The sequence below is a fragment of the Croceimicrobium hydrocarbonivorans genome (assembly GCF_014524565.1).
Lineage (GTDB): Bacteria > Bacteroidota > Bacteroidia > Flavobacteriales > Schleiferiaceae > Croceimicrobium > Croceimicrobium hydrocarbonivorans.
Genome location: NZ_CP060139.1, coordinates 1,126,254 through 1,150,491 on the forward strand (window position 1 = coordinate 1,126,254; position 24,238 = coordinate 1,150,491).

19 protein-coding genes are annotated in these 24,238 nt (G+C 44.4%); 11 read left to right on the forward strand and 8 right to left on the reverse strand.

Going from position 1 to position 24,238, the window contains the following annotated elements; genetic code table 11:
• The first annotated feature begins 74 nt into the window (after window positions 1–74).
• From H4K34_RS05290 to H4K34_RS05310, 5 genes are all read left to right on the forward strand, one after another.
• Window positions 75–2,072, forward strand: coding sequence for a TonB-dependent receptor (locus tag H4K34_RS05290; RefSeq protein ID WP_210759781.1), 1,998 nt, complete (start codon window positions 75–77; stop codon window positions 2,070–2,072).
• A 123-nt stretch (window positions 2,073–2,195) separates the two neighbouring features.
• On the forward strand, window positions 2,196–2,933 hold the full coding sequence (locus H4K34_RS05295; protein ID WP_210759782.1) for an MbnP family protein: 738 nt from the start codon (window positions 2,196–2,198) through the stop codon (window positions 2,931–2,933).
• A 204-nt stretch (window positions 2,934–3,137) separates the two neighbouring features.
• Window positions 3,138–3,986, forward strand: a complete 849-nt coding sequence (locus tag H4K34_RS05300) for a cytochrome-c peroxidase (RefSeq protein ID WP_210759783.1) — start codon at window positions 3,138–3,140, stop codon at window positions 3,984–3,986.
• 3 nt (window positions 3,987–3,989) lie between these two features.
• A complete protein-coding gene (locus H4K34_RS05305; protein ID WP_210759784.1) occupies window positions 3,990–4,442 on the forward strand; it encodes a 6-pyruvoyl trahydropterin synthase family protein in 453 nt (150 codons plus the stop codon).
• A gap of 247 nt (window positions 4,443–4,689) precedes the next feature.
• Entirely contained in the window at window positions 4,690–6,120 is a 1,431-nt protein-coding gene (locus H4K34_RS05310; RefSeq protein ID WP_210759785.1) for a zinc-dependent metalloprotease, read from the forward strand.
• Between the two features lie 144 nt (window positions 6,121–6,264).
• Here H4K34_RS05310 and H4K34_RS05315 read toward each other — a convergent pair whose 3' ends face one another.
• The gene (locus H4K34_RS05315; RefSeq protein ID WP_210759786.1) at window positions 6,265–6,849 is read right to left on the reverse strand and encodes a hypothetical protein; all 585 of its coding nucleotides are present in this window, start codon (window positions 6,847–6,849) and stop codon (window positions 6,265–6,267) included.
• A gap of 112 nt (window positions 6,850–6,961) precedes the next feature.
• The gene (locus H4K34_RS05320) at window positions 6,962–8,500 is read right to left on the reverse strand and encodes a YifB family Mg chelatase-like AAA ATPase (RefSeq protein WP_210759787.1); all 1,539 of its coding nucleotides are present in this window, start codon (window positions 8,498–8,500) and stop codon (window positions 6,962–6,964) included.
• A 191-nt stretch (window positions 8,501–8,691) separates the two neighbouring features.
• On the opposite strand from H4K34_RS05320, the gene H4K34_RS05325 reads away from it, so the two are divergent.
• The 4 genes from H4K34_RS05325 (at window position 8,692) to H4K34_RS05340 (ending at window position 11,586) form a co-directional block, all read left to right on the forward strand.
• Window positions 8,692–8,949 carry a hypothetical protein gene (locus tag H4K34_RS05325; RefSeq protein WP_210759788.1) on the forward strand — a complete coding sequence of 86 codons (258 nt, stop codon included), beginning with the start codon at window positions 8,692–8,694 and terminating at the stop codon, window positions 8,947–8,949.
• Between the two features lie 126 nt (window positions 8,950–9,075).
• Entirely contained in the window at window positions 9,076–10,074 is a 999-nt protein-coding gene (recA, locus tag H4K34_RS05330; protein WP_210759789.1) for a recombinase RecA, read from the forward strand.
• Window positions 10,075–10,217: 143 nt separating this feature from the next.
• Window positions 10,218–11,264, forward strand: a complete 1,047-nt coding sequence (locus H4K34_RS05335) for a tetratricopeptide repeat protein (protein WP_210759790.1) — start codon at window positions 10,218–10,220, stop codon at window positions 11,262–11,264.
• A gap of 1 nt (window position 11,265) precedes the next feature.
• Window positions 11,266–11,586, forward strand: coding sequence for a hypothetical protein (locus H4K34_RS05340; protein WP_210759791.1), 321 nt, complete (start codon window positions 11,266–11,268; stop codon window positions 11,584–11,586).
• On the opposite strand, the gene H4K34_RS05345 is transcribed toward H4K34_RS05340, so the two are convergent.
• Entirely contained in the window at window positions 11,564–12,496 is a 933-nt protein-coding gene (locus H4K34_RS05345; protein ID WP_210759792.1) for a glycerophosphodiester phosphodiesterase family protein, read from the reverse strand. The two genes, H4K34_RS05340 and H4K34_RS05345, sit on opposite strands and share 23 nt — an antisense overlap.
• The gene (locus tag H4K34_RS05350; RefSeq protein ID WP_407644577.1) at window positions 12,450–13,331 is read right to left on the reverse strand and encodes an SDR family oxidoreductase; all 882 of its coding nucleotides are present in this window, start codon (window positions 13,329–13,331) and stop codon (window positions 12,450–12,452) included. The genes H4K34_RS05345 and H4K34_RS05350 overlap by 47 nt, the downstream gene beginning before the upstream one ends.
• Before the next feature lie 94 nt (window positions 13,332–13,425).
• On the opposite strand from H4K34_RS05350, the gene H4K34_RS05355 reads away from it, so the two are divergent.
• Both H4K34_RS05355 and H4K34_RS05360 read left to right on the forward strand, forming a co-directional pair.
• On the forward strand, window positions 13,426–15,480 hold the full coding sequence (locus H4K34_RS05355) for a S9 family peptidase (RefSeq protein ID WP_210759794.1): 2,055 nt from the start codon (window positions 13,426–13,428) through the stop codon (window positions 15,478–15,480).
• Between the two features lie 44 nt (window positions 15,481–15,524).
• Window positions 15,525–17,219 (forward strand): glycosyltransferase family 39 protein, encoded by a 1,695-nt coding sequence (locus tag H4K34_RS05360; protein ID WP_210759795.1) that lies wholly within the window; start codon window positions 15,525–15,527, stop codon window positions 17,217–17,219.
• Here the strand turns inward: H4K34_RS05360 and arsC are convergent.
• The 4 genes from arsC to H4K34_RS05380 all read right to left on the reverse strand — a co-directional run bounded on the left by arsC (window position 17,212) and on the right by H4K34_RS05380 (window position 24,232).
• Window positions 17,212–17,550 (reverse strand): arsenate reductase (glutaredoxin), encoded by a 339-nt coding sequence (gene arsC / locus H4K34_RS05365; RefSeq protein WP_210759796.1) that lies wholly within the window; start codon window positions 17,548–17,550, stop codon window positions 17,212–17,214. The two genes, H4K34_RS05360 and arsC, sit on opposite strands and share 8 nt — an antisense overlap.
• Window position 17,551: 1 nt before the next feature.
• A complete protein-coding gene (locus H4K34_RS05370; protein WP_210759797.1) occupies window positions 17,552–20,845 on the reverse strand; it encodes a DUF7948 domain-containing protein in 3,294 nt (1,097 codons plus the stop codon).
• Between the two features lie 53 nt (window positions 20,846–20,898).
• The gene (gene prfB, locus H4K34_RS05375; RefSeq protein WP_210759798.1) at window positions 20,899–22,005 is read right to left on the reverse strand and encodes a peptide chain release factor 2; all 1,107 of its coding nucleotides are present in this window, start codon (window positions 22,003–22,005) and stop codon (window positions 20,899–20,901) included.
• Window positions 22,006–22,111: 106 nt separating this feature from the next.
• Window positions 22,112–24,232 (reverse strand): protein-disulfide reductase DsbD family protein, encoded by a 2,121-nt coding sequence (locus H4K34_RS05380; RefSeq protein WP_210759799.1) that lies wholly within the window; start codon window positions 24,230–24,232, stop codon window positions 22,112–22,114.
• Window positions 24,233–24,238 lie beyond the last annotated feature (6 nt).

Below are 24,238 nucleotides of genomic sequence, written 5' to 3' on the forward strand. Positions count from 1 at the left end.
TGATTCCTAAACCGGATTTGGCTTAGGGCGCCGAGCAATTATCAGCGCCCTAAGTCCATCCAAAAGTCTAAACCATGAAATGGATTTGCACAGGCTTTTTTATTCTGCTAGCCAGTCTTTCCCGAGGCCAATCAGATACCCAAACCATCGATCTTAAGCACCTGAGCTTGGATGAAGTTCTGGTTTTGGATAATTGGGAAAATAAGGACGCCCTTAAAAAAACGGCCGATAATCATCAGTTGGAACTTCAACTCAAACAACTCAAAGGGGTAAATCTTATTTCGCGAGGCAGCTTTGCGCAAGAACTGATATACCGAGGTCAGGCCGATGGTCGAATTCAGGTGAAACTCAATGGCATGCGAGTTTACCATGCCTGTACAGATCGCATGGACCCATCTACCTCCTATATTGTTGCTAACAATTTAAGTTCTGCTGAGCTAGCCTCATCCTGCGAAAGCCAATGCAGTTCTAATGGCTTGGCCGGCAGCATTAATCTTAAAACCAAAGAAGCGAGCTTCGATAAGTCCAAGATCTGGCGTTTTGGCTTTAGCCAGCAATTTCAGACGAATACTCATGGTCTGAATTCTGCTTTTTTTGTGGAGAGTAATTCCGAAAAATTGGCTTGGCGACTGAATGGCACCTGGTTAAAAAATGCCAATTATCGAGACGGTCGCGGACAGGAAGTATTGTACTCACAAAACGAAAAGCAAAACTGGGCCCTGAATTCAGTTTACCGCCTATCTCCAAAACAGTTTTTAAAATTGGATTTCATTTTTGACCTGGCCACCAATGTAGGATATCCAGCCCTTCCGATGGATGTTGGCCTGGCCAGAGCATTTATTGGCGGACTCAGCTATCACAGCTATCACCCTCTGGGGCCCTTTGCCAATTTCGAATTGAAACTATACCATAATGACATCTACCATGAAATGGATGACACACAGCGAGAGGAGGTATTTATGCATATGGATATGCCCGGATGGAGCCGCACCTCCGGTATAAGTTTGGAAGCCATGAATTGGAAGACGGGAGCACATCGCATCAACCTGTTTACGGAGTATTACAGCAATTTCAGAAGGGCTGAGATGACAATGTTCCCCAGCAACAGCAATGAATCCGCCATGTTTATGCTTAGTTGGCCTGATGGGCGCCTTAATGGTATGGCATTGGGAATAAGTGATCATTGGCATTTTGCTAAAAACAGTGTGCAGAGCACCATCCGATTTGATCATGAAAGCTCCTCAATCCTGTCTGAAATCGGCAAAGACCAATGGACCGGGATGGGCTACACCTTAAAATCCCCCAGAAACTTTTTACTGGCTCAAATCAAAACGGCATTCCGTCATCAACTCAATCCAAAAATCAGCCTAAACAGTGCAATAAGCATCGGATCCCGCGGTCCTACCACTTCAGAGCTTTATGGCTTTTACCTATTTAATGCACACGATAACTATGATTATTTGGGGAATCCAGATTTGGAGGCCGAACAACTTTTAAGCTTGGAAATTGGTCAAAGCTATCGCTCGGAAAAATTACAATTTAGCACAAGCCTATTTAGCCAATTCTATCGCAATTACATCTTTGGTATAAACACGAACTATGATGCGATGACCTTCGGAGCCAAAGGACTTCGAGAATATCAAAACCTGGGCCATGCCACTTTCTGGGGCATGGAACTGGCAGGGGAATACGCATTTAACAAAAAGCTAGGCAGCCGGATCAAATTAGACTATTTACGAGGCTTTCATCCCGATTTCGATCTACCCCTAATTCCACCACTACAAGCTCTAGTAGCCCTAAACTACCGCTATAAAAATTTCCGCTTATTAAGCCAAAGCCGGATGGCAGCAGAACAAAAGCATTTCAATACAGCCTATGGCGATCGCTATACACCGGCATATATGCTCTGGGATGCCGGAATAGAGTACCAGCTGGATATGGAAAAATACCAGGCTACATTTAGTCTTAATGCCAATAATCTATTCAATCAATATTACCGCGATCATCTAAACTGGGGGGCCTTCCCAAGTATGGGCCGGAATCTGATTCTTAGCCTGTCCCTTAAATTTTAAGCTAGAAAGTAATGAAGCCTAATCCATTATTTAAGATCATGAACGCCTTCATAGTGATAAATATCATTTCCCTGCTCAGCCAGGCATTCTACTTTAGTTTGGGTAATTAAGCGCAATGGGCATATGCGACAGTTTTTAACTTTCTTCCTACTCTGTGGTTTTGTGTTTTCCTGCAGTAAAGATGAAACAGCCCCTTCGGAACCTCAGGGCAGGATTTCAATTGACTTTCGACATTTTGCGGGCACAGACTCCCTTTTAATTGGTAAAGAGTATTACCCAAATGCAGCCGGAAATGAATACCGGGTCTCCTATTTAAAATACTTCATTAGCGGACTTAGTCTCTATAAAAACGGCCGAAAAATCTGGCAAACCAAGACTCCTCCCATTTCCATCAATGCCAAATACCAGGATTGCTTACAAGCCGCTTTTGAGCAGGTTCCTGTCGGTAGCTATGATTCTTTATCCTTCGCCTTTGGTATTGTTCCCGAATACAACTACCATGGAGGATTTGAAATCAGCAATGATGACTATGATATGTACTGGCCCCTCAATTTGGGTGGAGGATATCACTTTATGAAGTTTGAAGGTCATTGGCGAGATGGAGATGAATTCGGCACTTTCGCCTTTCATGTTGGGGCTAACGAAAATCTGATCATCCATGGTTTTAAGCTTCCGCTGGATGTGCAGGAAGCTCAGAGTACCTACATCATTATGACCATGGATACCCACGAATGGTTCGAAAATCCCTATTTATTTGACCTCAGCAAGGAAAACGGGTACACCATGGGTAACCAGGGGCAAATGAATAATTTGGTATTAAACGGCCAACATGTCTTTAAGGCTAAACTGCAGGACTTCTAAATAGCTCCAATCATGAGACTCTTTCAAACCTCACAAAAAACCCTGCCCGCCTCTATTCTTGTAAGCATTCTCCTAGTTATGTTATTGAGCATGGCCCTGAGTTGCCAAAAAGAAAGTAACCAGACAACCAGGCTCAAGCCCTATATTATTGAGCTCCCAAACAGTTTTCCCAGGCTTGAAATCCCTGAAGATAACCAGCCCTATATGGAGCGCATTGCCCTAGGGCGCAAACTGTATTACGACTCTACTCTGAGTAATGATGGCCGCGCCTGTGCCAGCTGCCACATTCAAGCACAAGGCTTTACCAAATCCAGTCAAAACGTAATGCCTGTACTACACCATGCAAATCTTGCTTGGAAAAACCGATATATGTGGGACGGTAGCAAGAGTGGAAGCCTGGAGGAGCTTATGTACTTTGAGGTGACTGAGTTTTTTAATACCAATGTTTCCAAATTTAACAGTCACCCAGAATATCCCGAGCTTTTCGAGGAAGCCTATAATTCCTCAACCATTACAGCTGAAGACCTTGCCAAGGCTCTGGCCCAATTTGTACGCACCTTAATTTCTGCCAATAGTAAATACGACCAAGTAATGAGTGGCGAGGCTACTTTCACCGAATTAGAAGTCAAGGGGCATGCTATATTTACCGGCGAAAGAGGAAGCTGTTACCACTGCCATATTCCTCCGCTATTTACCGATAACAGAGTGCATAATATTGGACTGGACAGCACTTATGAAATCCCGGCAAATCAAGGCTATTTCCATAGCTCCGGCGATTCCAGTCATCTGGGACATATGCGCACGGCAAATCTTCGCAATATTGGTTTAAGGAGCAGCTTTATGCATGATGGTCGCTTCAATGACCTGAAGCAAGTATTGGAACATTATAGTAATGGTGTAAAACAGAGCCCCAGCTTAGATCCGGTAATGATTAAGTCAAATGGGTCTGCGAAACTTCATTTTACTACGGAAGAAATAGAAGCCCTGGAAGCTTTCCTCAATACTCTTACAGACTCCACATTTATATCCAATCCCGAACTTAGTGAAGCCTAAATCATGAAAACCTTAGCCCGCTCGGGCCACTTAAGCATTAGTCGGATTTTCACTTTCGAAATGGCGCATGTACTTAGCAACCATCACGGTCTTTGCAAAAACCTACATGGTCATTCTTATAAACTGCATATTAGCTTAAGTGGAAAAGTTATCGATGATCCTGACGCCGCAAATGACGGGATGATCCTAGATTTTGGTGAACTCAAGGAAATCGTTAATCAGCATATTCTTAGCAAGTTTGATCATGCATTAGTGGTATACCAAAAGGCTGCCAATGCGCAAGACTTACTTAATTTACCCTTTGAACGAATTGAAGTATTAAACTTTCAGCCCACCTGCGAAAATCTGGTTTTGCACTTTGTCCATTTACTGGAATTAAATCTTCCAAAAAGGATTAAGCTTCACAAGCTAAGACTGTATGAGACAGCAAATTCCTACTCGGAATGGCAAGCTTAAACGGCACATTTCCTAATCCTTTTCCAAGCCTCTTAATTTCCTCGTCCGCTATATTCTCCGCTCTAATTATCGGCAAAACGCTTCTGGATACAATTGCTGTTTTGGCTTTTCAGCCTGACCTATGCTGCTATTTGGCATGAATGATGATATCTTGTGGACGCTTAAATAGGTTTATTTAGATATTCCAATGTCAAAACAAATCTTACCACTTAGCATTAGTATTAAAACTCTGATCAAATTACTCCCTATGAAAAAAGCCCTACTCCTTTTATTTACATTCGGTACCTTCAGCATGAGCGCCCAAGGTTTAATTAGCAATCAGCTACATCACGGTCATCAAGCCGAAGCGGAAGGAGCCATTGGCCCTCAATGTGGCTCGCACTTCCTAATGGTGGATCAGGACCAAAAAAAACCTGGCTATCTGGATGCCTCCAATAAGGCTCTGCAAAATATTATTGAGAATCTTGAGCACAAGTCCAAGACCAGTACTACCGCTACCTTAACCATCCCGGTCGTATTTCATGTTGTCTATAATAATGGGGATGAAAATTTACCGGACTCGGTTTTCCAAAATCAAATCCGAGTTTTAAATGACAATTACAGTCGCCAAAATGCGGACACCAGTTCCCTGCGTCCCGAATTCCAACCTTATGTTGGAAATCCCAATATTCAATTCGTTTTAGCGAGCCAAGACCCGGATGGCAATCCTACTAATGGCATTGCCCGAACCAGCACCAATGTGGAGCATTTTGGTGGTATCTTACCCTATGGCCCTAATCAATCCGCGCAAATTCAGCAATGGGTAGCCGATAGCTTATTCTATAATTTATTTCGGATCACCGAAGACAGTCTGGGTGGAGCCAGCGCCTGGGACACCGAGCGCTATCTTAATATCTGGGTTGGTGACCTGCGCATTTTCGAACCGCAATTCAACAATTTTGAAGAGTTGGTTTTCTTAGGCTTAGCTCAGCCACCCGGTAATCATCCCAATTTTGCAGGTACGGGTTTCGACACCCTCCAATACAGTGACGGCGTATTGATGCACTATGTTGCAATCGGGCCTAATAACCCAATCGATTACCCTGCTGCCTATGCCAATTTAAACAGCACTCTAGACGAAGGAGACCTGGTAAGTCATGAGGTGGGCCACTACCTTGGATTGCGTCATATTTGGGGAGATGGTGGCTGTTCCGCCGATGACTATATCGATGACACCCCGCTTTCGAACAATTCCAATCAGTTTAGCTGCAACAAGCAAAGAAATTCCTGTGTGGACAGCATTGGCGGTGCCGATTTACCAGATATGATTGAAAACTTCATGGACTACAGCGCAGATGCCTGCCTAAACTCCTTTACGGTCGATCAAGCGGCAGTGATGCGCGCAACCCTATTTACTTATCGTCCGAATGTATTTACCATCGGACAGGAAGAAATCGCCCTGGCTAGTAGCATTCAGTGCTTCCCTAATCCAAGCTCCGGAAAAATTAACATCGTTTCAAATGCCGATCCACAAGATCTTCAAGTTAAGATTTTCAATAGCGCGGGAACATTGATTTCCGAAAACCACTTTCATTCTGAAACCAAAATTGAACTGAATTTGGAAGGACCATCAGGACTGTATATCGTTCAAGTGAGCAGTGCTCAAGATCAGGTTAGTTTTAGAGTTTTGAAGCACTAAAAGAAAACCTTTTAAACCCATCAAAAAGCAAAAGGGCCTGGAATTAAGTTTTCAGGCCCTTTTGTTTAATAAATAATATAAGCTAGCAAGCTTCATAAATGAAGATCTTTAAAAAACATAAACACTTGAATCAAAGTCTATTGACTACTCAACCTCCTTAATTAAAACTTGATAAACACCCTTATTAGCATAGCCATCAGCTTGCACCAAACCGGGCTTCAATTCAGACAGGACCCAAGTCAAGCTTCTCAAATTCGTAACCTCTATTAAACGCGCCTCATCATTAGCTAAGAAGCATAAGGTCATCCCCTCACTTTTAGGGTTGAAACGTATAAGGTAAATCCCTTGTTCCGTTTTCAAATCCACTTCATCAAAGTGCGCCTCCGAAAGAGCCGGTATCTCAGGAAAAGCTCTAAACTTCATTACATCCCTAAAAGGATCATCCCAATCTAGCCAATCCGGGTGATCTAGTTGATTCCCTTCCAATAAAGCTTCCACCTCCTCATTCTTTAAAACCCTTGATTCAAGTGAGTAAGAGCCGCACACAGCATAAGACTTCCAAGTATTTAGTTCCGATCCCATAGCCTCATTGGAGCCTTTGATTTTAGCAAAAAGATGGCGTACATAGAAAAATGGAAATATGAAGATCAGTAGAATGCCCTCAAGGACCTCCTTAAACTTTGTTAATCTACTATAAGCAGAATAATATTCACTAAGCTCAAATTTCACCTTAAGAATCTTTAATTCCTTGTTAGTTCTTAGAAACGGAAATCTAATATACCGCTGAGTACAATACCAAATAGTTCCGTAGCGGTATTTCCCTTTTAAAGTGAGCTGCATCTTATGACACCCAAGCCTCCCGATCCAAGCTCCGATACTGTACCGCCTCCGCTACATGGTCGGCTTTAATCGATGAGGAACCTTCCAAATCCGCAATGGTGCGTGCCACCTTTAAAATGCGATCATAAGCCCGACCGCTAAGGTTTAGTCTTTCAATGGCCAATTTCAATAAATCCCGACTGCTTTTGTCCAAGGCACATACTTCTCTTAATTGCCGACTGTGCATTTGTGCATTGGCATAAATTCCTTGGCTTTTTTCAAAGCGATGATTTTGGAGTTCCCGAGCCTTTACTACTCTTTCACGTATGGCTTCACTGCTTTCCGCCATTTCGGTCTTTGCAATTTCGTCAAAGGATACGGGACTTACCTCTACATGGAGGTCAATTCGATCCAAAAGGGGCCCTGATATTCGATTGAGGTATTTCTGTACCGCCCCCGGCGCACATACGCAATCTTTGCTGGGATGATTAAAATAGCCACAGGGGCAGGGATTCATTGAAGCTACCAACATAAAAGAGGCCGGGAAGTCAACACTAAAACGAGCTCGGGAAATGGTTACTTTACGATCTTCCATGGGTTGCCGCATTACCTCCAATACTGTTCTTTTAAATTCGGGCAATTCATCCAAGAAGAGAATCCCATTATGAGCCAAGCTGATCTCACCCGGCTGCGGGTATCCTCCGCCGCCTACCAGAGCGACATCAGAAATAGAATGATGTGGACTGCGATAAGGCCGCTCTGCCACCAAACTTTGCCCCTTCTCCAATCGTCCGGCCACGGAGTGTATCTTGGTAGTTTCCAGAGCTTCCTGCATACTCATGGGAGGCAAAATTCCAGACATCCTCTTGGCTAACATGGTTTTACCTGCTCCTGGTGGACCAATTAAGAGCACATTATGGGCTCCAGCTGCGGCTATTTCCAATGCGCGTTTCACATTAGATTGACCCTTAACTTCCGAAAAATCAAAACTGGGTTCAATAGCCTTTTTCCGAAACTCATCTTCAATATTTATTCGCAAAGCCTCCATAGGCTTTTCACCACTTAAATGCTCGACTGTTTGCAAAATATTGGCGGCTCCAAATACTTTTATCCCCGAAACCATTGCCGCTTCTCGTGCATTTTCTTCCGGTAAAATAACGGACTTAAAGCCTTCCTTTCGCGCTTGTAATACCGATGCCAAAACTCCTTTCACCGGCACCAGACCACCATCAAGAGACAGCTCTCCAAGTATTAAATACTGCTGTAAATCAGGAAAATCCCTTTGCTGCGAGGCCGCCAGCACCCCTATTGCAATGGGCAAGTCATAAGCAGAACCCTCCTTTCGAATATCAGCCGGAGCAAGGTTTACCGTAATTCGAAATCCGGGCCATTTCAAAGCATTATTTCGCAAGGCTGCCACAATTCTATGTTGACTTTCCTTTACCGCCGAATCGGGTAAACCCACTAAATAAAAATTAACTCCTTGATCCGTATGAGTCTCTACGGTTATGGTTGTAGCAGTCACACCGAGCACGGCACTGCTATATGTTTTTACGAGCATATTCAGGTTTTGGGTTAATCAAGAATCAGGTATAATTAATAGGCATTAGTTATCAAGCCCATCTAAGCATAAAAAATCATTCATCCGTCACTAAAGAACATTGATTAATAGTTGGTCGAATCAAAAATATTTACTTTTGTATTTACCTTTTTTTAAAAGGATTTATTAAACGTTTAAAAACTCACAACAACATGTCTAGAGTACCAAAATCCGCACACACACCGAAACAAGTTGCCGAATACCTGAAGAGTCAAATTGCTGTTCGCGGAGAACGTGGTTTAAAAAATGCTTTCGCCGTTCAATTCTTCTCTCATTTTAGTGGAGAAGAACTGGAAGATATCATCGCTTCTTTCCAGCGTGAACTCAGCAAGCGTTCCGACGCCGAAATCGAGCGTTTACGCGGGATGTTGGAAGCAAAGAGCGGTAAAACTGTAGAACTGAAAGACTAGTTCAACAGCTTCTAACCGTTTTAAAACGTTTAAGGCTCACTTCTGTGAAGAAGTGGGCCTTTTTTATTGCCAAGCCAAGGCCTAAGCACCCTATATTTGCTATGAATAGATTTTAATACTGAGCAGATGAGCGATGATAAAAGCGCCAAATTAAAGGCCCTAAAACTGACCCTCGATAAATTAGATAAAACATACGGTAAAGGTGCAGTGATGCGCATGGGTGATGCCGCGATTGAACAAATTGCCACCATCCCTTCCGGTTCTTTAGGTTTAGATTTAGCCCTGGGTGTTTCCGGATATCCACGTGGTAGGATTGTAGAAATTTACGGTCCTGAAAGCTCAGGTAAAACCACACTTACCTTACATGCCATTGCCGAAGTGCAAAAGCAAGGAGGTATCGCTGCTTTTATTGATGCGGAGCATGCCTTTGACCGGGTCTATGCAGAAAACTTAGGAATCGATACCGAAGAACTGATTATCTCCCAGCCCGATAATGGTGAGCAAGCTTTAGAAATTGCAGATAACCTTATCCGCTCCGGAGCCATTGATCTAATCATCATCGACTCAGTTGCCGCCTTAACCCCTAAAAGCGAAATTGAAGGTGAAATGGGTGACAGCAAAATGGGACTTCAAGCCCGATTAATGTCACAAGCCCTGCGTAAATTAACCGGTACCATTAGCAAGACCAATTGCTGCTGCATCTTCATTAACCAATTGCGCGAAAAGATCGGTGTGATGTTCGGTAACCCCGAAACCACTACCGGTGGTAATGCCCTTAAATTCTACTCTTCAGTACGTTTGGATATCCGTCGTATCTCTCAAATCAAAGATTCGGAAGGGGTAACCGGAAACCGCGCTCGTGTGAAAGTGGTAAAAAACAAAGTGGCACCTCCTTTCCGTCAGGCAGAGTTCGACATCCTTTACGGAAAAGGTATTTCCAAAGTGGGTGAAATCATCGACCTCGGAGTAGATCATGAAATCGTGAAAAAATCCGGAAGTTGGTTTAGCTATGGCGACACCAAATTAGGACAAGGTCGCGATGCTGTTCGTCAATTATTGGAAGACAATCCTGAGTTGGCAGATGAAATTGAAAACAAAATCAAAGAGAGCCTGGCCGCTAAATAAGCCAGCCCTCTAAAACATTTTGCCGTCTTGATTTTATCAGGACGGCATTTTTATTTTGAGCATAGGCAGCCCTTTAGACTTTCTGCATCTAATCATTGCCTGAGCTGATGTAATAATTCAGTCGGCCTCCTTACTTTCGTATTATGAGATTTTCGAGAAGCATTCTCCTTCTGGCCAGCCTTAGTTTGCTTGCCTGCAACAATGAGAACCCTAGCCCTAATAACAATCCTGGCACCCCTGCCGACAGTAGCCAGGCTTCGACCTCAAGCCCAAAGCCAAAATCAAGCTTAGATAGCCTGGATGCTATAATTGCCGCTGAACCCAATAATCTGGAAGCACTATCAGAAAGGGGCTTTGAAAAATTACAGCGCAATGATCAGCAAGGCGCTTGGCTCGACTTCCAAAGAGCATTTAATGTAGACTCTACCTATCCGCCCTTATTACTTCATTTGGGCGAATTAAATATGCTTCGCAATCAAAGTAGAGAGGCCCGGAACCGATGGACCCAATGTGCAAACGTGGACCCGGAGAATATTGATTGCCGCTTAAATCTGGTTAAGCTGCATGCCAGTATCCAAAACTTTGAACCTGCCCTGAAATACGCTAATGAGCTTATTGAGATTGACGAATATTTCGCTCCTGCCTATCTCTACAAAGGCATTATTGCGCGCGACTCTCGCCATGACACAGACCTGGCCCTGCAGTTTTTCCAAAAAGCCACTGATTTAGATCAAGAAAATGTTGAAGCTCTCGATCTTCTAGGCGTAACCCTAGCATCCAGAGGGGATACCCTGGCACAGTACTACTACAAGCGCATTCTTGCCATTGAACCTAACAATGCAAAGATCTATTACAAATTAGGTGTTCATTACATGAATATCGATGAGCTTAATCGCGCTATTGAAGCTTATACCAAAGCCACCCAATTGAACCCTAATGACGCCGATAGCTTCTACAACCTTGGCTATATCTTTACGGTAAAGGTGAAAGATTACCACGAAGCTCTGGATTATTACAGCAAAAGCATCCAGGCCAATCCTAATCAAAATTACAAGGCCCATTATGGCAAAGGCTACGCCTATGAAATGTTGGGTGATGTAATTAATGCTAAGAAAGAATACCTCAAAACCCTGGAATTACTCCCTGTTCATCAACCTGCCAAGGAAGGCCTCCAAAGGATTAGAAACTAAGATGAGCGATTGGTACCTGCACCTTAATTGGGACGATGAGGCCCATCAGAATTTTTACCAACATTACCGCAAGGCAGATCGCCAGGAGCAGGAATTAGCGCTTTTACATCAAGCTGAATTACTCAGCAAACATTTGGACAATACCACCCTAAAAGCCGCTGAGTCTCTATTGATTCTATGGATGTCCCAACACTTCAATCAGGGAAATGCCGCCCAGGTTTATGAATTAATGCAAGCTATTTGCTCCCGAATTGGCGATCATGATCGGGCTAAAGATTTTAAGGAAAAGCTGGATAAGATTAATGCGTCCCTAAAGCGCTAATCATGCGGGCTGGGTAATCCGTTATAATCCCATCCACAGCCCAAGCTTTTAATCTTTCCGCATCCGTAATTTCATTGACCGTCCACGGAACCACTCTCATCCCTGAGGCCTGCAATTGCTTCACGGTAGCTTCACTTAAAAGTGAGAACTCACAGCTGTAAATAGCCGGCACAAAACCCAAATCCTTAATTTGCTCCGCCGGACTGCGTTCCCCGTCTTCACTCAGATAAGCCAAAGATACTTGAGGGTATTTTTCATGCATATAGCGCAAGGCCCGGGGATCAAAACTTTGGATGACTAAGCGATCTTCCAAACTGGCTTTAGCCAAGGTTTCCATTAGCCGATCGCAGTAAAACTCCAAGCTGGGATAATGCACTCCATCCCATTCGGGTTTCGACTTAATCTCAATATTGTAAAAAGGCTCTTCCCGGTTTACCATCAAAGCCGCTTCTTCCGCCTCCAGAATCACATCTAATAATCGAGGCTTAACCGCTTTAAGATGCTCCTGAGCCGGAAAACGATCATAGACCTTCGATCCACAATCACAGGCGGCGATTTCAGCATAAGTATAATGGAATAAATTACGATCGGCGAAATCGGACCATTCCTGGCCATTGGCATCCAAGCAGATGTCGCTATTAAACCAAGGTTCATGGGAAAGCAAGACTACCGAATCTTTACTGAGGACCACATCCATTTCCAGAGTTTTCACTCCTTCTTGCAAAGCCCTAAGCATAGCGGGAATAGTATTTTCTGGCGCTTCACCCCGTGCTCCGCGATGCCCTTGCCAATCAAAGGCTTCAGGTTCGCGAGTACCCGTTTTACAGGCAGCCAAGAGCCCGCAAAGTAAAATGATGAAAAGTTTATTTCCCCTTACGGGTTGCTTCACCAATCCAATCCCACATTTCATCTGGAACAGCTTCTAAAAAGTTTAATTCTCCGGCACCTAATAACCATTCACCACCGTCAATGGTAACAATCTCACCATTCATATAGCCCGCAAAATCACTTACCAAATAGGCCGCCAAATTGGCCAATTCCTGAAGATTACCAGCCCGCTTTAATGGTACCTGATTTTCCAATTTCAGCATATCCGGAATATCACCCGGCAATAATCGACTCCAGGCTCCTTCAGTTGGGAAGGGCCCTGGGGCAATGGCATTAAATCGAATTCCATGACGAGCCCACTCTACAGCCAAGGAACGAGTCATAGCAGACACGCCCGCTTTAGCCATGGCGGAAGGCACTACAAAGGCAGATCCCGTTGCTGCATAGGTAGTGGTAATACTAAGTACCACCTTATTCTGCTCTTTTTTCTCAATCCATTTTTTACCGAAAGCCAAGGTGCAATTCTTGGTTCCTTTAAGTACAATATCGATTACCGCATCAAAGGCTCCAGGCGAAAGGCGCTCCGTAGGACTAATGAAGTTGCCAGCCGCATTATTAAGCAAAACATCAACTTTACCGTAATGGCTAATTACCCTATCGCGGAAAGCTTCTACCTCATCGTATTTACGCACATCACAGGAATAGGTAATAACCTCACTGCCTTTCTCAGCCATCATTTCTTGAGCGGCCTTTTCGAGAACTTCAGCTCGTCGACCGCAAATAGCCAATTTAGCGCCAAGCTCGAGAAAGTACTCTCCCATCGCCCGACCTAATCCGGTTCCTCCACCGGTAATTACGATCACTTTATCCTTTAAAGCTCCCTCGCGAAGCATTCCCTTGTGGGTCATGGTATGCATTTTTGTGAATGCGCAAGATAATTAAATATGCGCCGGAGGACTGCTTCTCCGAGCCAAGAAAAAATTAGCAACTTAGCCCCAAATTTAAAGACGAATGTCAAAAGGCCCTACTCCTCCGAAAGCTCCTAAAAAGAAGGAAATTTTAGAGATTCACTCCGATATCCGAGAAGATAATTATTACTGGCTTAGGGAACGTGAAAACCCTGAAACCCTGGATTATTTAAATGCAGAAAACGACTATCGCTCAGAAGTAATGGCTCCTTTGCAAGCTTTGGAGGAAAAGCTCTTTTTAGAATTAAAAGGTCGAATTAAAGAAGACGACAGCTCCGTTCCCTATTTCAAAAATGGTTATTGGATTTATGTACGCTATGACCAAGGGAAAGACCACCCCATTTATTGTCGCCGCAAAGGAAGCATGGATGCGGAGGAAGAAATTATGCTGGATGTAAATATTGAAGCCAGTGGTAAAGATTATTTCCAGGTGGGTGGCATGAGTTTAAGTCCCGATCGAAATTGGTTGGCTTATGGTTATGATGATCAAAGTCGACGTATTTATAAAATCCGCTTCCGCAATTTAGAAAGCGGCGAGGAGCTTAATTATGAGCTCCCTCAATGTACAGGCTCTGCCTCCTGGAGCAGTGATGGTAAATTCGTTTTCTACACTCGCAAAGATGAAACCCTGCGTCCTAACCAAATCTACCGACATCAATTTGGCAGCTCCCCCGAGACGGACCAATTGGTATATGAAGAAGAAGACAGCAGCTTTATTTGCTCTGTATACCGCAGTAAGAGCGAACGCTTTTTAATGATCGGTTGCCATAGCACCGTTTCCAATGAATATCACTATTTAGAAGCCAATCAGCCGGAAGGCGAATTTGCCTTAATCCAGCCTCGGGAGCGCGATCTGGAATACTCAGTGGCTCATTTTGGCGAGCATTGGTACATCCGCACCAATTATCAGAATGCCCTCAACTTTAAACTGATGCGCAGTGCACTTGATCAGGGCTTAAAGGAAAATTGGGAGGATATTATCCCTCATCGCGAAGAGGTTTACCTCGAAGGCTTGGAGATTTTTGAAAAATACCTGGTTTTAGAAGAACGCTCTCAAGGTCTGAACCGCTTACGCGTGATGTCTTGGGATGGCGAGCAAGATCATTATATTCAATTCGATAGCGAAACCTATACCGCTGGAATTGGTACCAACCCCAGCTTTGAAAGCAATTTACTTCGCTATGGCTATTCCAGTTTGATCCAACCGAATTCGGTAATGGAGTACAATATGGATACCGGCGAACAAAAAACTCTTAAGCAACAAGAGGTACTGGGAGACTTCGACGCTTCGGTTTACCGCGAAGAAAGACGCTGGTACCAGGCTGAGGATGGCGAGAAAATTCCCGTTTCCATAGTATGGCGCCCGGATCGCCAAAAGGAAGGGAGTAACCCGCTATTACTTTATGGCTATGGTTCTTATGGGATTACGGTAGAACCTGGCTTTTCGAGCAATCGCCTGAGTCTTGTAGACCGTGGATTCACCTTTGTAATTGCTCATATTAGAGGTGGCCAATACATGGGTCGACCCTGGTATGAAGAGGGAAAAATGCTGAAGAAGAAAAACAGCTTCCAGGACTTCATTTCGGTAGCTGAAGGGCTTATCGCCGAAGGTCGCACCCAGCCGGAGCAACTCTTCGCCATGGGAGGCAGTGCCGGCGGACTCTTAATGGGCACCGTAATTAACTGGCGTCCAGAACTCTTTAAAGCCGTTATTGCCGCCGTTCCATTTGTTGATGTGGTAAGCACCATGTTGGATGAAAGCATCCCCCTCACCACCGGTGAGTTTGACGAATGGGGTAATCCAAAAAATGAGGAATATTACCATTATATCAAGTCCTACTCCCCCTACGATAATGTGAAGGAACAGGCATATCCCAATTTACTCATCACCACTGGCCTGCATGATTCGCAGGTGCAATACTGGGAGCCAGCCAAATGGTGTGCTAAATTGCGGGATTACCATCAAGGTGAAAATCATATTTTGATGTACTGCAATATGAGCACCGGTCATGGTGGTGCCAGCGGTCGCTTTGAAGCCCTGAAAGAAACGGCAATGGAATTTAGCTTCTTACTTTGGCAGGCGGGAATCGAAAAATAACACAGCTTATAAAGGAGCATTGGCTCTTCGGCCTGATCTTTTTGATGGCAGCATTCCTGCGCTTTTGGCATCTGGGCGATTTTGATTTTTCACATGATGAGTTAAGCGCTTTATATCGCACCCAATTTGATAGCTTTTCGGAGCTGATTGAAAAAGCCGTCCGGATAGATGGGCATCCCGCCTTAGTACAGGTATTCCTCTACTATTGGGCACCCCTGGTAGATTATTCGGAATTTTGGATAAAGCTACCTTCGGTTCTATTAGGATTAGGGACAATTACCTTCATCTATTTAGCTGGGCGGCGACTCCAAACCGGAATATGGGCTGCCTTCCCAGTGCTGATCCTTTCTTTCTCGGAGTTTTTCCTCTATTACCAAACGGTAGCAAGACCCTATGCTTGGGGAGGCTTTTTTGTGGCTTGGGCCGGATACGCCTATATCAGCTATTTCTTTTACATGCCCAAGGCTAAGTACCTAATCGCTTTTGGCCTTGCAGCAACTTTAGCCGCTTACAGTCATTACCTGGCCTTACTTTCCGTTTTATTAATGGGTATTACGGCCCTAATCCGAACTCGTAAAAAACCATGGCCCTGGTTACTTACGGGTTTAGGAGTTTTAGTGCTCTTCGCTCCGCATTTGGGAATTTTCCAAGATCAATTAGCGATGGGTGGTGTGGGGCAATGGTTAGGAAAACCAGACTATGATTGGCTGCTCAATTTCTTTTCCTATCAGTTAAACTACCTGCCTTTATGGGGACCATTTTTAATGCTTGCCCTAGCCTGGCTTGCATTTAAAAGCCCCTTTCCAGATGCTTGGATTTGGTTTCTAGCTTGCTTTGGCATTGCTTTCCTGTACTCCCATCTTCGCAATCCAGTGCTGCAATTTTCAAGTTTAATTTTCCTAAGTCCTTTCATATTCTTCATCCCCTTAAAGCAGACAAAGCTGCAAAAGGGAATTCCCCTGCTTTACTTGGTGCTGGCCATCTTACTTAGTTTTCCCCTGTTTAAAACACGACGCTATTATCAAGAAGCCCATCTGAGTCCACCCAAAGAAGCCGGTCGATATCTTGCTAGCATCCAAAGAAATGACCTCCCGGTATTCTATCATTGGAGTGCCGAAAAATGGGAATTTTATCGTCAGATCAGTAAGGGAATCCCCAAAGGCACAGCCATCGATCAATTGAATTTGGAGGATCTACCCAATGACTTTGTACTAATTATGGATCATGCCAGCCCGGGTTTTTGGCCCTTAGCGCTTATCGACGCGGGCTATGAAATGAAGGAGAGAGCCAACCACTTCGGCTTTAGCCTGCATCATTATCAGCGTACAGGAAATAATACCGAAAGCCAGAAATTAGGCATCAGCTTATTGAAAAAACAAGCAATTAAAGCGCAGGCCAAACCCTACCTTTTTATCGATAGCCTAAGCTCTTATACCCTCTTAGCCGATGAAGCTCAAAGCCAGGTGGTGGCGCATATCGATAATTTCCAAGGGCCAAAAAATGCTCATCTGGTATTCCATATTATGGACGGCGATCAGTCCATCCAATGGATTGCCCATCCTTTAAAGCAAGGAAGTAATTATATCAGCAGTCCGATCGGGGAATACGGTGTCAATAACTTCAACTGGAAGGTATTAATCGACCAAGGGTCTGATACGGCCACTTGCTCTGGTTCTATTGATGTGCGATTATGGACCGGCAACCCAATCGTATATGGATTGGTGCAGGATATTAAATGATAGAATCGAAATTTTCTTTGGGGCGGCCAATGGCAGCTTTATCACCATTAATTAAGATGGGGCGCTCCATTAGCTGAGGGTACTCAATCATGGCCAGGATCAGCTCATTCTCATCCAATTCCTTGTCGGCAAACTCTTCTTTCCAAACCGCTTCCTTAGTGCGAACAAGCTCAATGGCTTCAATGTCCAGTTTATCGATAATCTCTTCCAAATCATTAGGACTTAAAGGCTCCTTTTGGTAGAGGATTACTTCAGGCTTTAAGCCTTTTTCTTCTAAATAAGCTAAGCCCTCACGGCTTTTAGTACAACGGGGATTATGGAAATATCGCATCTTATCGTTCTAAATGGAAGAAGCCATTTTGCTCCTTAGTTTGACCACAAATATCCTCATAATTGAAGATATAGAAGTAGACTGCATCCGGAACTTCCTGCCCCTGACTTTTTCCATTCCAGGAAGCTTGTAAAAGGTCGCCAGCATAGATCCGTAAACCATTGCGATTGTAGACTTCCAAAGTCGCACGTTCTAAGAAAGGCGCCACCGACTCTAAATCCAAAACGGTAAATTCATCATTCATCCCATCACCATTAGGCGTGAAAATATTAGGGAATTTCAGCTCAAAGCTCTCATCGTAATAATAGAGATTGTAGGTTTCGGATTTGGAGCGATTACAGAGGGTATCTAAGAAGCGAAGCTCCAGTTCATAACTGCCGCCCGTCAGAAACTGATAATTGAGGCTATCTCCCTGACCTATCAATTGACCATCTACATACCATTCAAAAGCATGGAAGTCGCCCGGGTTTGTTGTTCCTAAATCTGCCCTGGCCTTCAGTTTTCGTTCGGGATCACAAGCATCGCTTTCCACCAGCATTTCACCTTTATTAGAGCGGTAATGCACCTCCAATTCCTGCTCTAAGGTGTCGAGCTGATTACAGATCGGATCTTCCACTATTAATTGAATGGTATAATTACCGGGCAGGAAAGTATGGCTGGGTTCAGAAGCATTACTATTGTTTCCATCACCAAAATCCCATTGATAGGAACCCGCACCTATACTGAGGTTTTTAAACTGAACAATACCACTGGCATCACAGCTATCGTATTCAAAATTAAAGTCGGCTTCCAGAGGATTATTAAAGCCATATATCAATACCTGACTACTATCCACCAGATTACAATTTGTATCCAGGGCTACAAAGCGAAAAACGGATAAGCCACTATCTTGAACCGTGAATATTTGATTAGTGAGAGTATCTACATTACCCTGCGGGTCAATCACCAATACTACATCCGCATTAAAGCTGCGATCCACAAATTTCACCTCCGCCGGAAGGCAGGTACTATCGGGCACTCCCTTGGCTAAATCCACCTCACAACGCACAGTATCCGCTTCCATATCAAATCGGAATACCGCCATATTACAATTTCCACTGCGCACGGTATCCTCAAAAGCATTAGGCGTAATTGGGAAACCATAAGGAATACTGCCGCATGAACATACGGCCTGGAAAATACTACCATCCCTGCGAAAGCGAGAACTGCCGCCATCCACATGATCTGCACCATTTTGCCATTGCCCAAAGAAGGTGGCGTATTCCAATTCTTGCCAGGAGGCATCCAATCGCATAAAATAGAAATCTCCCCGATTATCGGCCGTATCACGGTAAGCATCCGGGGTAACCGGTAAACCACGGGTATCCCCCATCACTCCCCTTAAACTTGAATTATAGGGAGCTCCCCATCCGGAAAGGAAAACGTCTCCGCAATCGGAAACCATTAAAGCAGTGGGACTGATATCCGTAACCCCTAAAAGGCCATCACCAAAGGTGGTAGAATGCCGAACCTGTTGCAGATCAGGGCTCAATTCCTGAATAAACTGTGAGCTATTGGGAATACCCCAAACATTGTTACCTATCCAGGGCCAGGGACCAGCAGTTTGCCCAAATATCACCAAATTTCCATCTGGAGTATAGTCTACAAAATAGGCGCGATCATCTTCAGCGGTACCACTAAATGTCCACTTGAGCACATCTCCATTTTGTGGATTTAACTCCGCTAAAAAAGCATCCACCTTACCCGCTCGCATAGGCTGATAAACCCCGCTTGTATCGAAAGCTAGGGTATCACTTTCCGATGAACCCGCTACAAATAATCTCCCGGTATTGGTATAGCGCAAGGAGAAACTAGCATCATTGTCTTCACCACCTAAATAGCGAGCCCAATTCAACTGGCTAAGGTCCGGATTGAATGACACGATTAATCCATCCTGCTCCCCACGGTAATGGGAATCCGAGGCTGAGCCCGTTGCTAAACCCGAAGAAAAAGTATAGGAGCTAATGATAATATTACCCTGAGAATCCAATGTAATATCGCCTCTGGCCGGATCTCCATAGTTAAACATCATCCTTTTGTTGTTGCCGTCACTAAGTGTATCGCCGAAAAAAGTGGAGCCTAGTAATGCGCCACCGCTACTATCTAAAACTGTAACGAAAATATCGGAGCCTACGGGAAAGGGCAAACTGCCACCTATGCGTATCATATCGGCAGGCCCTTGAGCAAAGCTGGTATCGAATGAATTGGGATGGGTTGGGAAATTCACGGAGCCAGTTACCCCCATCACAATCAGGCTTTTATCAGGACCTTCCAGCAGACTAAATGGTAAATCATTTCCATCGCCGCCTAGGTAGGTGGCATAGATTTGGGCCGTTCCCTGCGGATTGTATTTAGCGATACTAATATCAACTATACCTCCCTGTGAAGAATCTTGAAAGGCCCCCAGAGTGGTAGGAAAACCCCTGTGGATTACACTATGACCGTAATTGATACCAGCTCCATAAGCGGAACCATCAATACCATAGGTGGCTGAGAAACCAAAATTATCGTCGGTACTGCCACTGTAGGTACTAAAAACCAAAGTGGGGTCAATTAGTAATTCCTTACGGTGATCGTATTTCGCCAGATCAAAACCATAGCTTCCATCTTCGAATCGCTTAAAATCGGAGGCTATTTCTTCCTTTTCCTGATAAGATCGCGGAGCAGTGTAAATGGCCGAACCCACCGATGTGATTAGAGCGAGATCAGAACCAGCGATACCATGTTTATCTGCCCCTTCAATTTCCCAACGAATAAGTTCTGGGTCGGCGCCAGGGTGCAAGATGAAATCAAATCGGCAATAACCCGAACCATCCGCTACATAACGCAGGTCAATTTGCGGATAAACGTTGTGGTAGGTAACAATTTGATATTGATTTAATCCGGATTTCCATCGTGCCCGATTACTGCCAAAAAGAAAATTGAGACGGGTGTGATTAGGGTATAGTTCGGAGCTGACACGGGCATTGGTATCGGCCCCCAGCCAGTGAATGCGGTATACATGACCTTTAGTCTGAGTATGACTTTGATGATGCCATTGATGGTCGTGATGCTGCCTTTGCACGAGCATCACTCTTTGTTCGCCGGCTTTCAGAAAAACATATCCTTGACTGCCGTGAAATCGAAAATCAAAATTGCCTTCCCACTGCCCGGCATTCGGCACGAAGCCTACCTCCTGAGCAGAGAGCCCAAAAACCAGAAAGATGGAAAGTATAAGGCAGCGCAAGATTTCAATTTCCAGCAAATTACTAAGCATTTGCGAGATATCCGCAGCCAATGAGAGAGCTATCGATATTCCTTATTCTCCGATCAGGCCTCCTCCACTTCTGCGCCTTGGCCCTGGCTCATCAGGTAAGATTTTATGAAGGCATCCAAATCGCCATCTAATACCTGATCCACATTGGAAGTTTCTTCGGCTGTACGCACGTCCTTAATCAGTTTATAAGGATGCAATACATAGTTTCGGATTTGAGATCCCCACTCAATTTTCTTCTTACCAGCCTCAATTTCAGCTCGCTTCTGGTTCTTCGCTTCCAGTTCAATTTCGAATAATTGAGATTTCAGCAATTGCATGGCTTTCTCCTTATTCTGCAATTGGGAACGACTTTCGGTGTTCTCAATGATAATTCCAGATGGCGCATGTCGTAAACGCACCCCGGTTTCCACCTTGTTTACGTTCTGTCCACCGGCTCCACCCGAACGGAAGGTATCCCACTCGATATCCGAAGGATTAATTTCAATCTCAATAGAATCATCTACCAAAGGATACACATAAACCGAAGCAAAGCTGGTATGGCGTTTGGCATTGCTATCAAAGGGAGAAATGCGCACCAAGCGATGCACGCCATTTTCACCCTTCAGGTAACCAAAGGCAAAATCACCTTCAATCTCGAGGGTTACGGTTTTAATACCGGCTACATCTCCATCTTGATAATTGAGTTCGCGAACCTTAAAATTCTGGCGCTCCGCATAGCGAATGTACATCCGCATTAACATGGAAGCCCAATCGCAAGATTCGGTACCCCCAGCACCGGCCGTAATTTGAAGCACGGCACTCAATTGATCTTCTTCACCGGAAAGCATATTACGGAACTCGAGGTCCTCTAAAACTTGAACGGCCTTTTGGTACATGGCATCCAGCTCTTCTTCATCGAGCTCACCTAATTCCATAAACTCCAATCCCAAGGCTACTTCCTCAACTGCGGCAGCCAAATCATCAAAGGACTCGGTCCAAAACTTCATCCCGCGAATCTTCTTCATTACCTGTTGAGCGGTTTTCTGATCTTCCCAGAAACCAGCATCGGCGGTTTTCTCTTCTTCGTTAATGATTTGGATTCGCTTTTCCTCGATCTGCAAATAAGCATTTAAGGATTTTAAGCGCGACTGCAATTCCTGCAATTGATCTTTGCTTACCATTTGGCAAAATTAAGTAATGGGACTTTAGTCCTAAGGCTTTAAAAAGCCAAAGCTTTGCTTCGATTCGAAAATCAAGGCAAAGCTTTGGATAAAATATTTAGCGAATTTACTTCTGCTCGAATTTGGAAATTCCTTCTTCCAACCAATCCACGTACAATTGGATGTCGGGATCATAGGCAGTGGTTCCATTTAAGGGACTCATACTCTCGTGGTTGATCAGTACATATTGAGGTTGAGAATTAGATTTATAATGTTCGCGTTGGAACTCACTCCATTTCTTACCTACGGTGCGTACCTCATCCCCGGTCAATTCACTTACATATTGCTCTTCTTTAGGCAATTTGGCGCGCTCGTCAACATAAAGAGAAATGAGGACTACATCATTGCGAAGAATCTCCAATACTTTGGGATCACTCCATACCTGCTCTTCCATCTTACGACAGTTTACACAACCCCAACCGGTAAAGTCGAGCAGAATTGGCTTGCCTACTTTTTCAGCATAGGCTTTACCTGTTTCAAAGTCGTGGAAGCAATTTAATTGATGCGGACAATGATCGGGATCGGCACCTTCGGGAATATGCGTTTCTGAAGCTGCACTAGAAAGCACTGCTGGTGCCGCTGCTGCCCCAACTCCTTGTGGTGACTCGCTATAGAACATGGGTGGAGGGAATCCTGAAATAGCTTTCAAAGGCGCTCCCCATAATCCGGGAATTAAATAAATGGTAAAGCTGATGGTGATCACCGCTAAGATTAAACGGAATACCGAAACCTTATCCGAAGGACTATCATGGGGCATGCGGTATTTACCCAGAAGGTAAGCGGTTAAAAGAATTCCGATACCGATCCAAATAGCGATAAACCATTCGCGAGGTAAAATATGGGCTTGCCAAACAAGGTCGGCTGTGCTTAAGAATTTAAAGGCAAAGGCTAATTCAACAAAACCTAAAACCACCTTCACCGAGTTTAACCAACCTCCACTCTTAGGTAATGAGTTTAACCAGCCTGGGAAGGCTGCGAACAAGGCAAAAGGTAAGGCCAGAGCTAAGCTAAAGCCGAACATCCCGATTAGGGGACCTTGCACACCACCACTGGCGGCTTCTACCAATAAGGTTCCAATGATAGGACCCGTACAAGAGAAGGAAACCAAAGCCAAGGTAAAGGCCATGAAGAATATACCGATGCCCCCCCCTTTATCTGCGGCACGATCACTACGATTTACCCAGGAACTGGGTAGCGTTATCTCAAATGCTCCGAAGAAGCTAATGGCAAATACTACTAATAGAACAAAGAAGGCCAGGTTCATCCAAGGGTTGGTAGACAGGGCATTCAGGGCATCACTACCGAATACTTTTACGATAAAAAAACCTAATAAGGTGTAGATTACAATAATGGAGGCTCCATAAGTTAAGGCATTGGCAATTCCCTTGGCTCGGTTTTTACTTTGCTTGGTAAAGAAGCTTACGGTTAGCGGAATCATTGGGAACACGCAAGGAGTTAGTAGCGCTAAAAAGCCTCCTAGAAATGCAAGGATAAAGGTACCCCACATACTCCGTCCTTGATCCTTTGTCTCCGTTTCCATTTCGGAAGCCTGATCAGACTCGGTACTTTCGGCCTCAGCTTGGGCTAGTTCTTCACCTTGAGTATAATCGATTTCTATTTTCTCGCCAGGTACCGAACTTGCGCCAGTATCCTGACTTTCTTCAGTGCTTGAAGTATTGGCTGCAGCGGTTTTAGAATCCTCCACTTTGGGCTCCTCCTTTGCAGCACCTTGATAGCCTTTAATCTTGTAAGTATGAGGCTCATACTCGGGTGCCAAACAAGTTTCGGCATTACAAGTTTGATAGGAAAACTCTGCTTCCAAATTAAAATCCTTGGCGCTAAGCACTTGGATTCTCTGACGGATACGCACCACATCTTCATGAGAACAGAGGTCCTCCATGTACAGTGAATCGTAATAACAATGAGGATCGGGCTCAATGAGATCGCCAATAAGTTTATAGGAAGGATTAGGGGTGAAAACAAAATCAGCCCCAATAATCATGGAGGTTTCGGGCGTTTTAACGGAGTAAATATGCCACTCGCGCTCCATGGTCACCTTGGCGATTAATTCCATTTGGCCATTTCCCAGGTCTTTGGTTTCAAACTTTACATCAACCGGATCTAAAATTTGAGCAGAAGCAAAAAATACACTCAGGCAGAGGGTCAAAAGGGTGCTTAGTAATCTCATCAATGA

Bases quoted from the DNA above. Each gene is read 5' to 3' on its own strand.
- H4K34_RS05335 (WP_210759790.1), top strand. From the start codon at position 10,218: ATGAGATTTTCGAGAAGCATTCTCCTTCTGGCCAGCCTTAGTTTGCTT.
- recA (WP_210759789.1), top strand. From the start codon at position 9,076: ATGAGCGATGATAAAAGCGCCAAATTAAAGGCCCTAAAACTGACCCTC.
- H4K34_RS05290 (WP_210759781.1), top strand. From the start codon at position 75: ATGAAATGGATTTGCACAGGCTTTTTTATTCTGCTAGCCAGTCTTTCC.
- prfB (WP_210759798.1), bottom strand. From the start codon at position 22,005: ATGGTAAGCAAAGATCAATTGCAGGAATTGCAGTCGCGCTTAAAATCC.
- H4K34_RS05300 (WP_210759783.1), top strand. From the start codon at position 3,138: ATGGAGCGCATTGCCCTAGGGCGCAAACTGTATTACGACTCTACTCTG.
- H4K34_RS05370 (WP_210759797.1), bottom strand. From the start codon at position 20,845: ATGCTTAGTAATTTGCTGGAAATTGAAATCTTGCGCTGCCTTATACTT.
- H4K34_RS05310 (WP_210759785.1), top strand. From the start codon at position 4,690: ATGAAAAAAGCCCTACTCCTTTTATTTACATTCGGTACCTTCAGCATG.
- H4K34_RS05295 (WP_210759782.1), top strand. From the start codon at position 2,196: ATGCGACAGTTTTTAACTTTCTTCCTACTCTGTGGTTTTGTGTTTTCC.
- H4K34_RS05325 (WP_210759788.1), top strand. From the start codon at position 8,692: ATGTCTAGAGTACCAAAATCCGCACACACACCGAAACAAGTTGCCGAA.
- H4K34_RS05345 (WP_210759792.1), bottom strand. From the start codon at position 12,496: ATGAAATGTGGGATTGGATTGGTGAAGCAACCCGTAAGGGGAAATAAA.
- H4K34_RS05340 (WP_210759791.1), top strand. From the start codon at position 11,266: ATGAGCGATTGGTACCTGCACCTTAATTGGGACGATGAGGCCCATCAG.
- H4K34_RS05355 (WP_210759794.1), top strand. From the start codon at position 13,426: ATGTCAAAAGGCCCTACTCCTCCGAAAGCTCCTAAAAAGAAGGAAATT.
- H4K34_RS05360 (WP_210759795.1), top strand. From the start codon at position 15,525: ATGGCAGCATTCCTGCGCTTTTGGCATCTGGGCGATTTTGATTTTTCA.
- H4K34_RS05350 (WP_407644577.1), bottom strand. From the start codon at position 13,331: ATGCATACCATGACCCACAAGGGAATGCTTCGCGAGGGAGCTTTAAAG.
- H4K34_RS05380 (WP_210759799.1), bottom strand. From the start codon at position 24,232: ATGAGATTACTAAGCACCCTTTTGACCCTCTGCCTGAGTGTATTTTTT.
- arsC (WP_210759796.1), bottom strand. From the start codon at position 17,550: ATGCGATATTTCCATAATCCCCGTTGTACTAAAAGCCGTGAGGGCTTA.
- H4K34_RS05320 (WP_210759787.1), bottom strand. From the start codon at position 8,500: ATGCTCGTAAAAACATATAGCAGTGCCGTGCTCGGTGTGACTGCTACA.
- H4K34_RS05305 (WP_210759784.1), top strand. From the start codon at position 3,990: ATGAAAACCTTAGCCCGCTCGGGCCACTTAAGCATTAGTCGGATTTTC.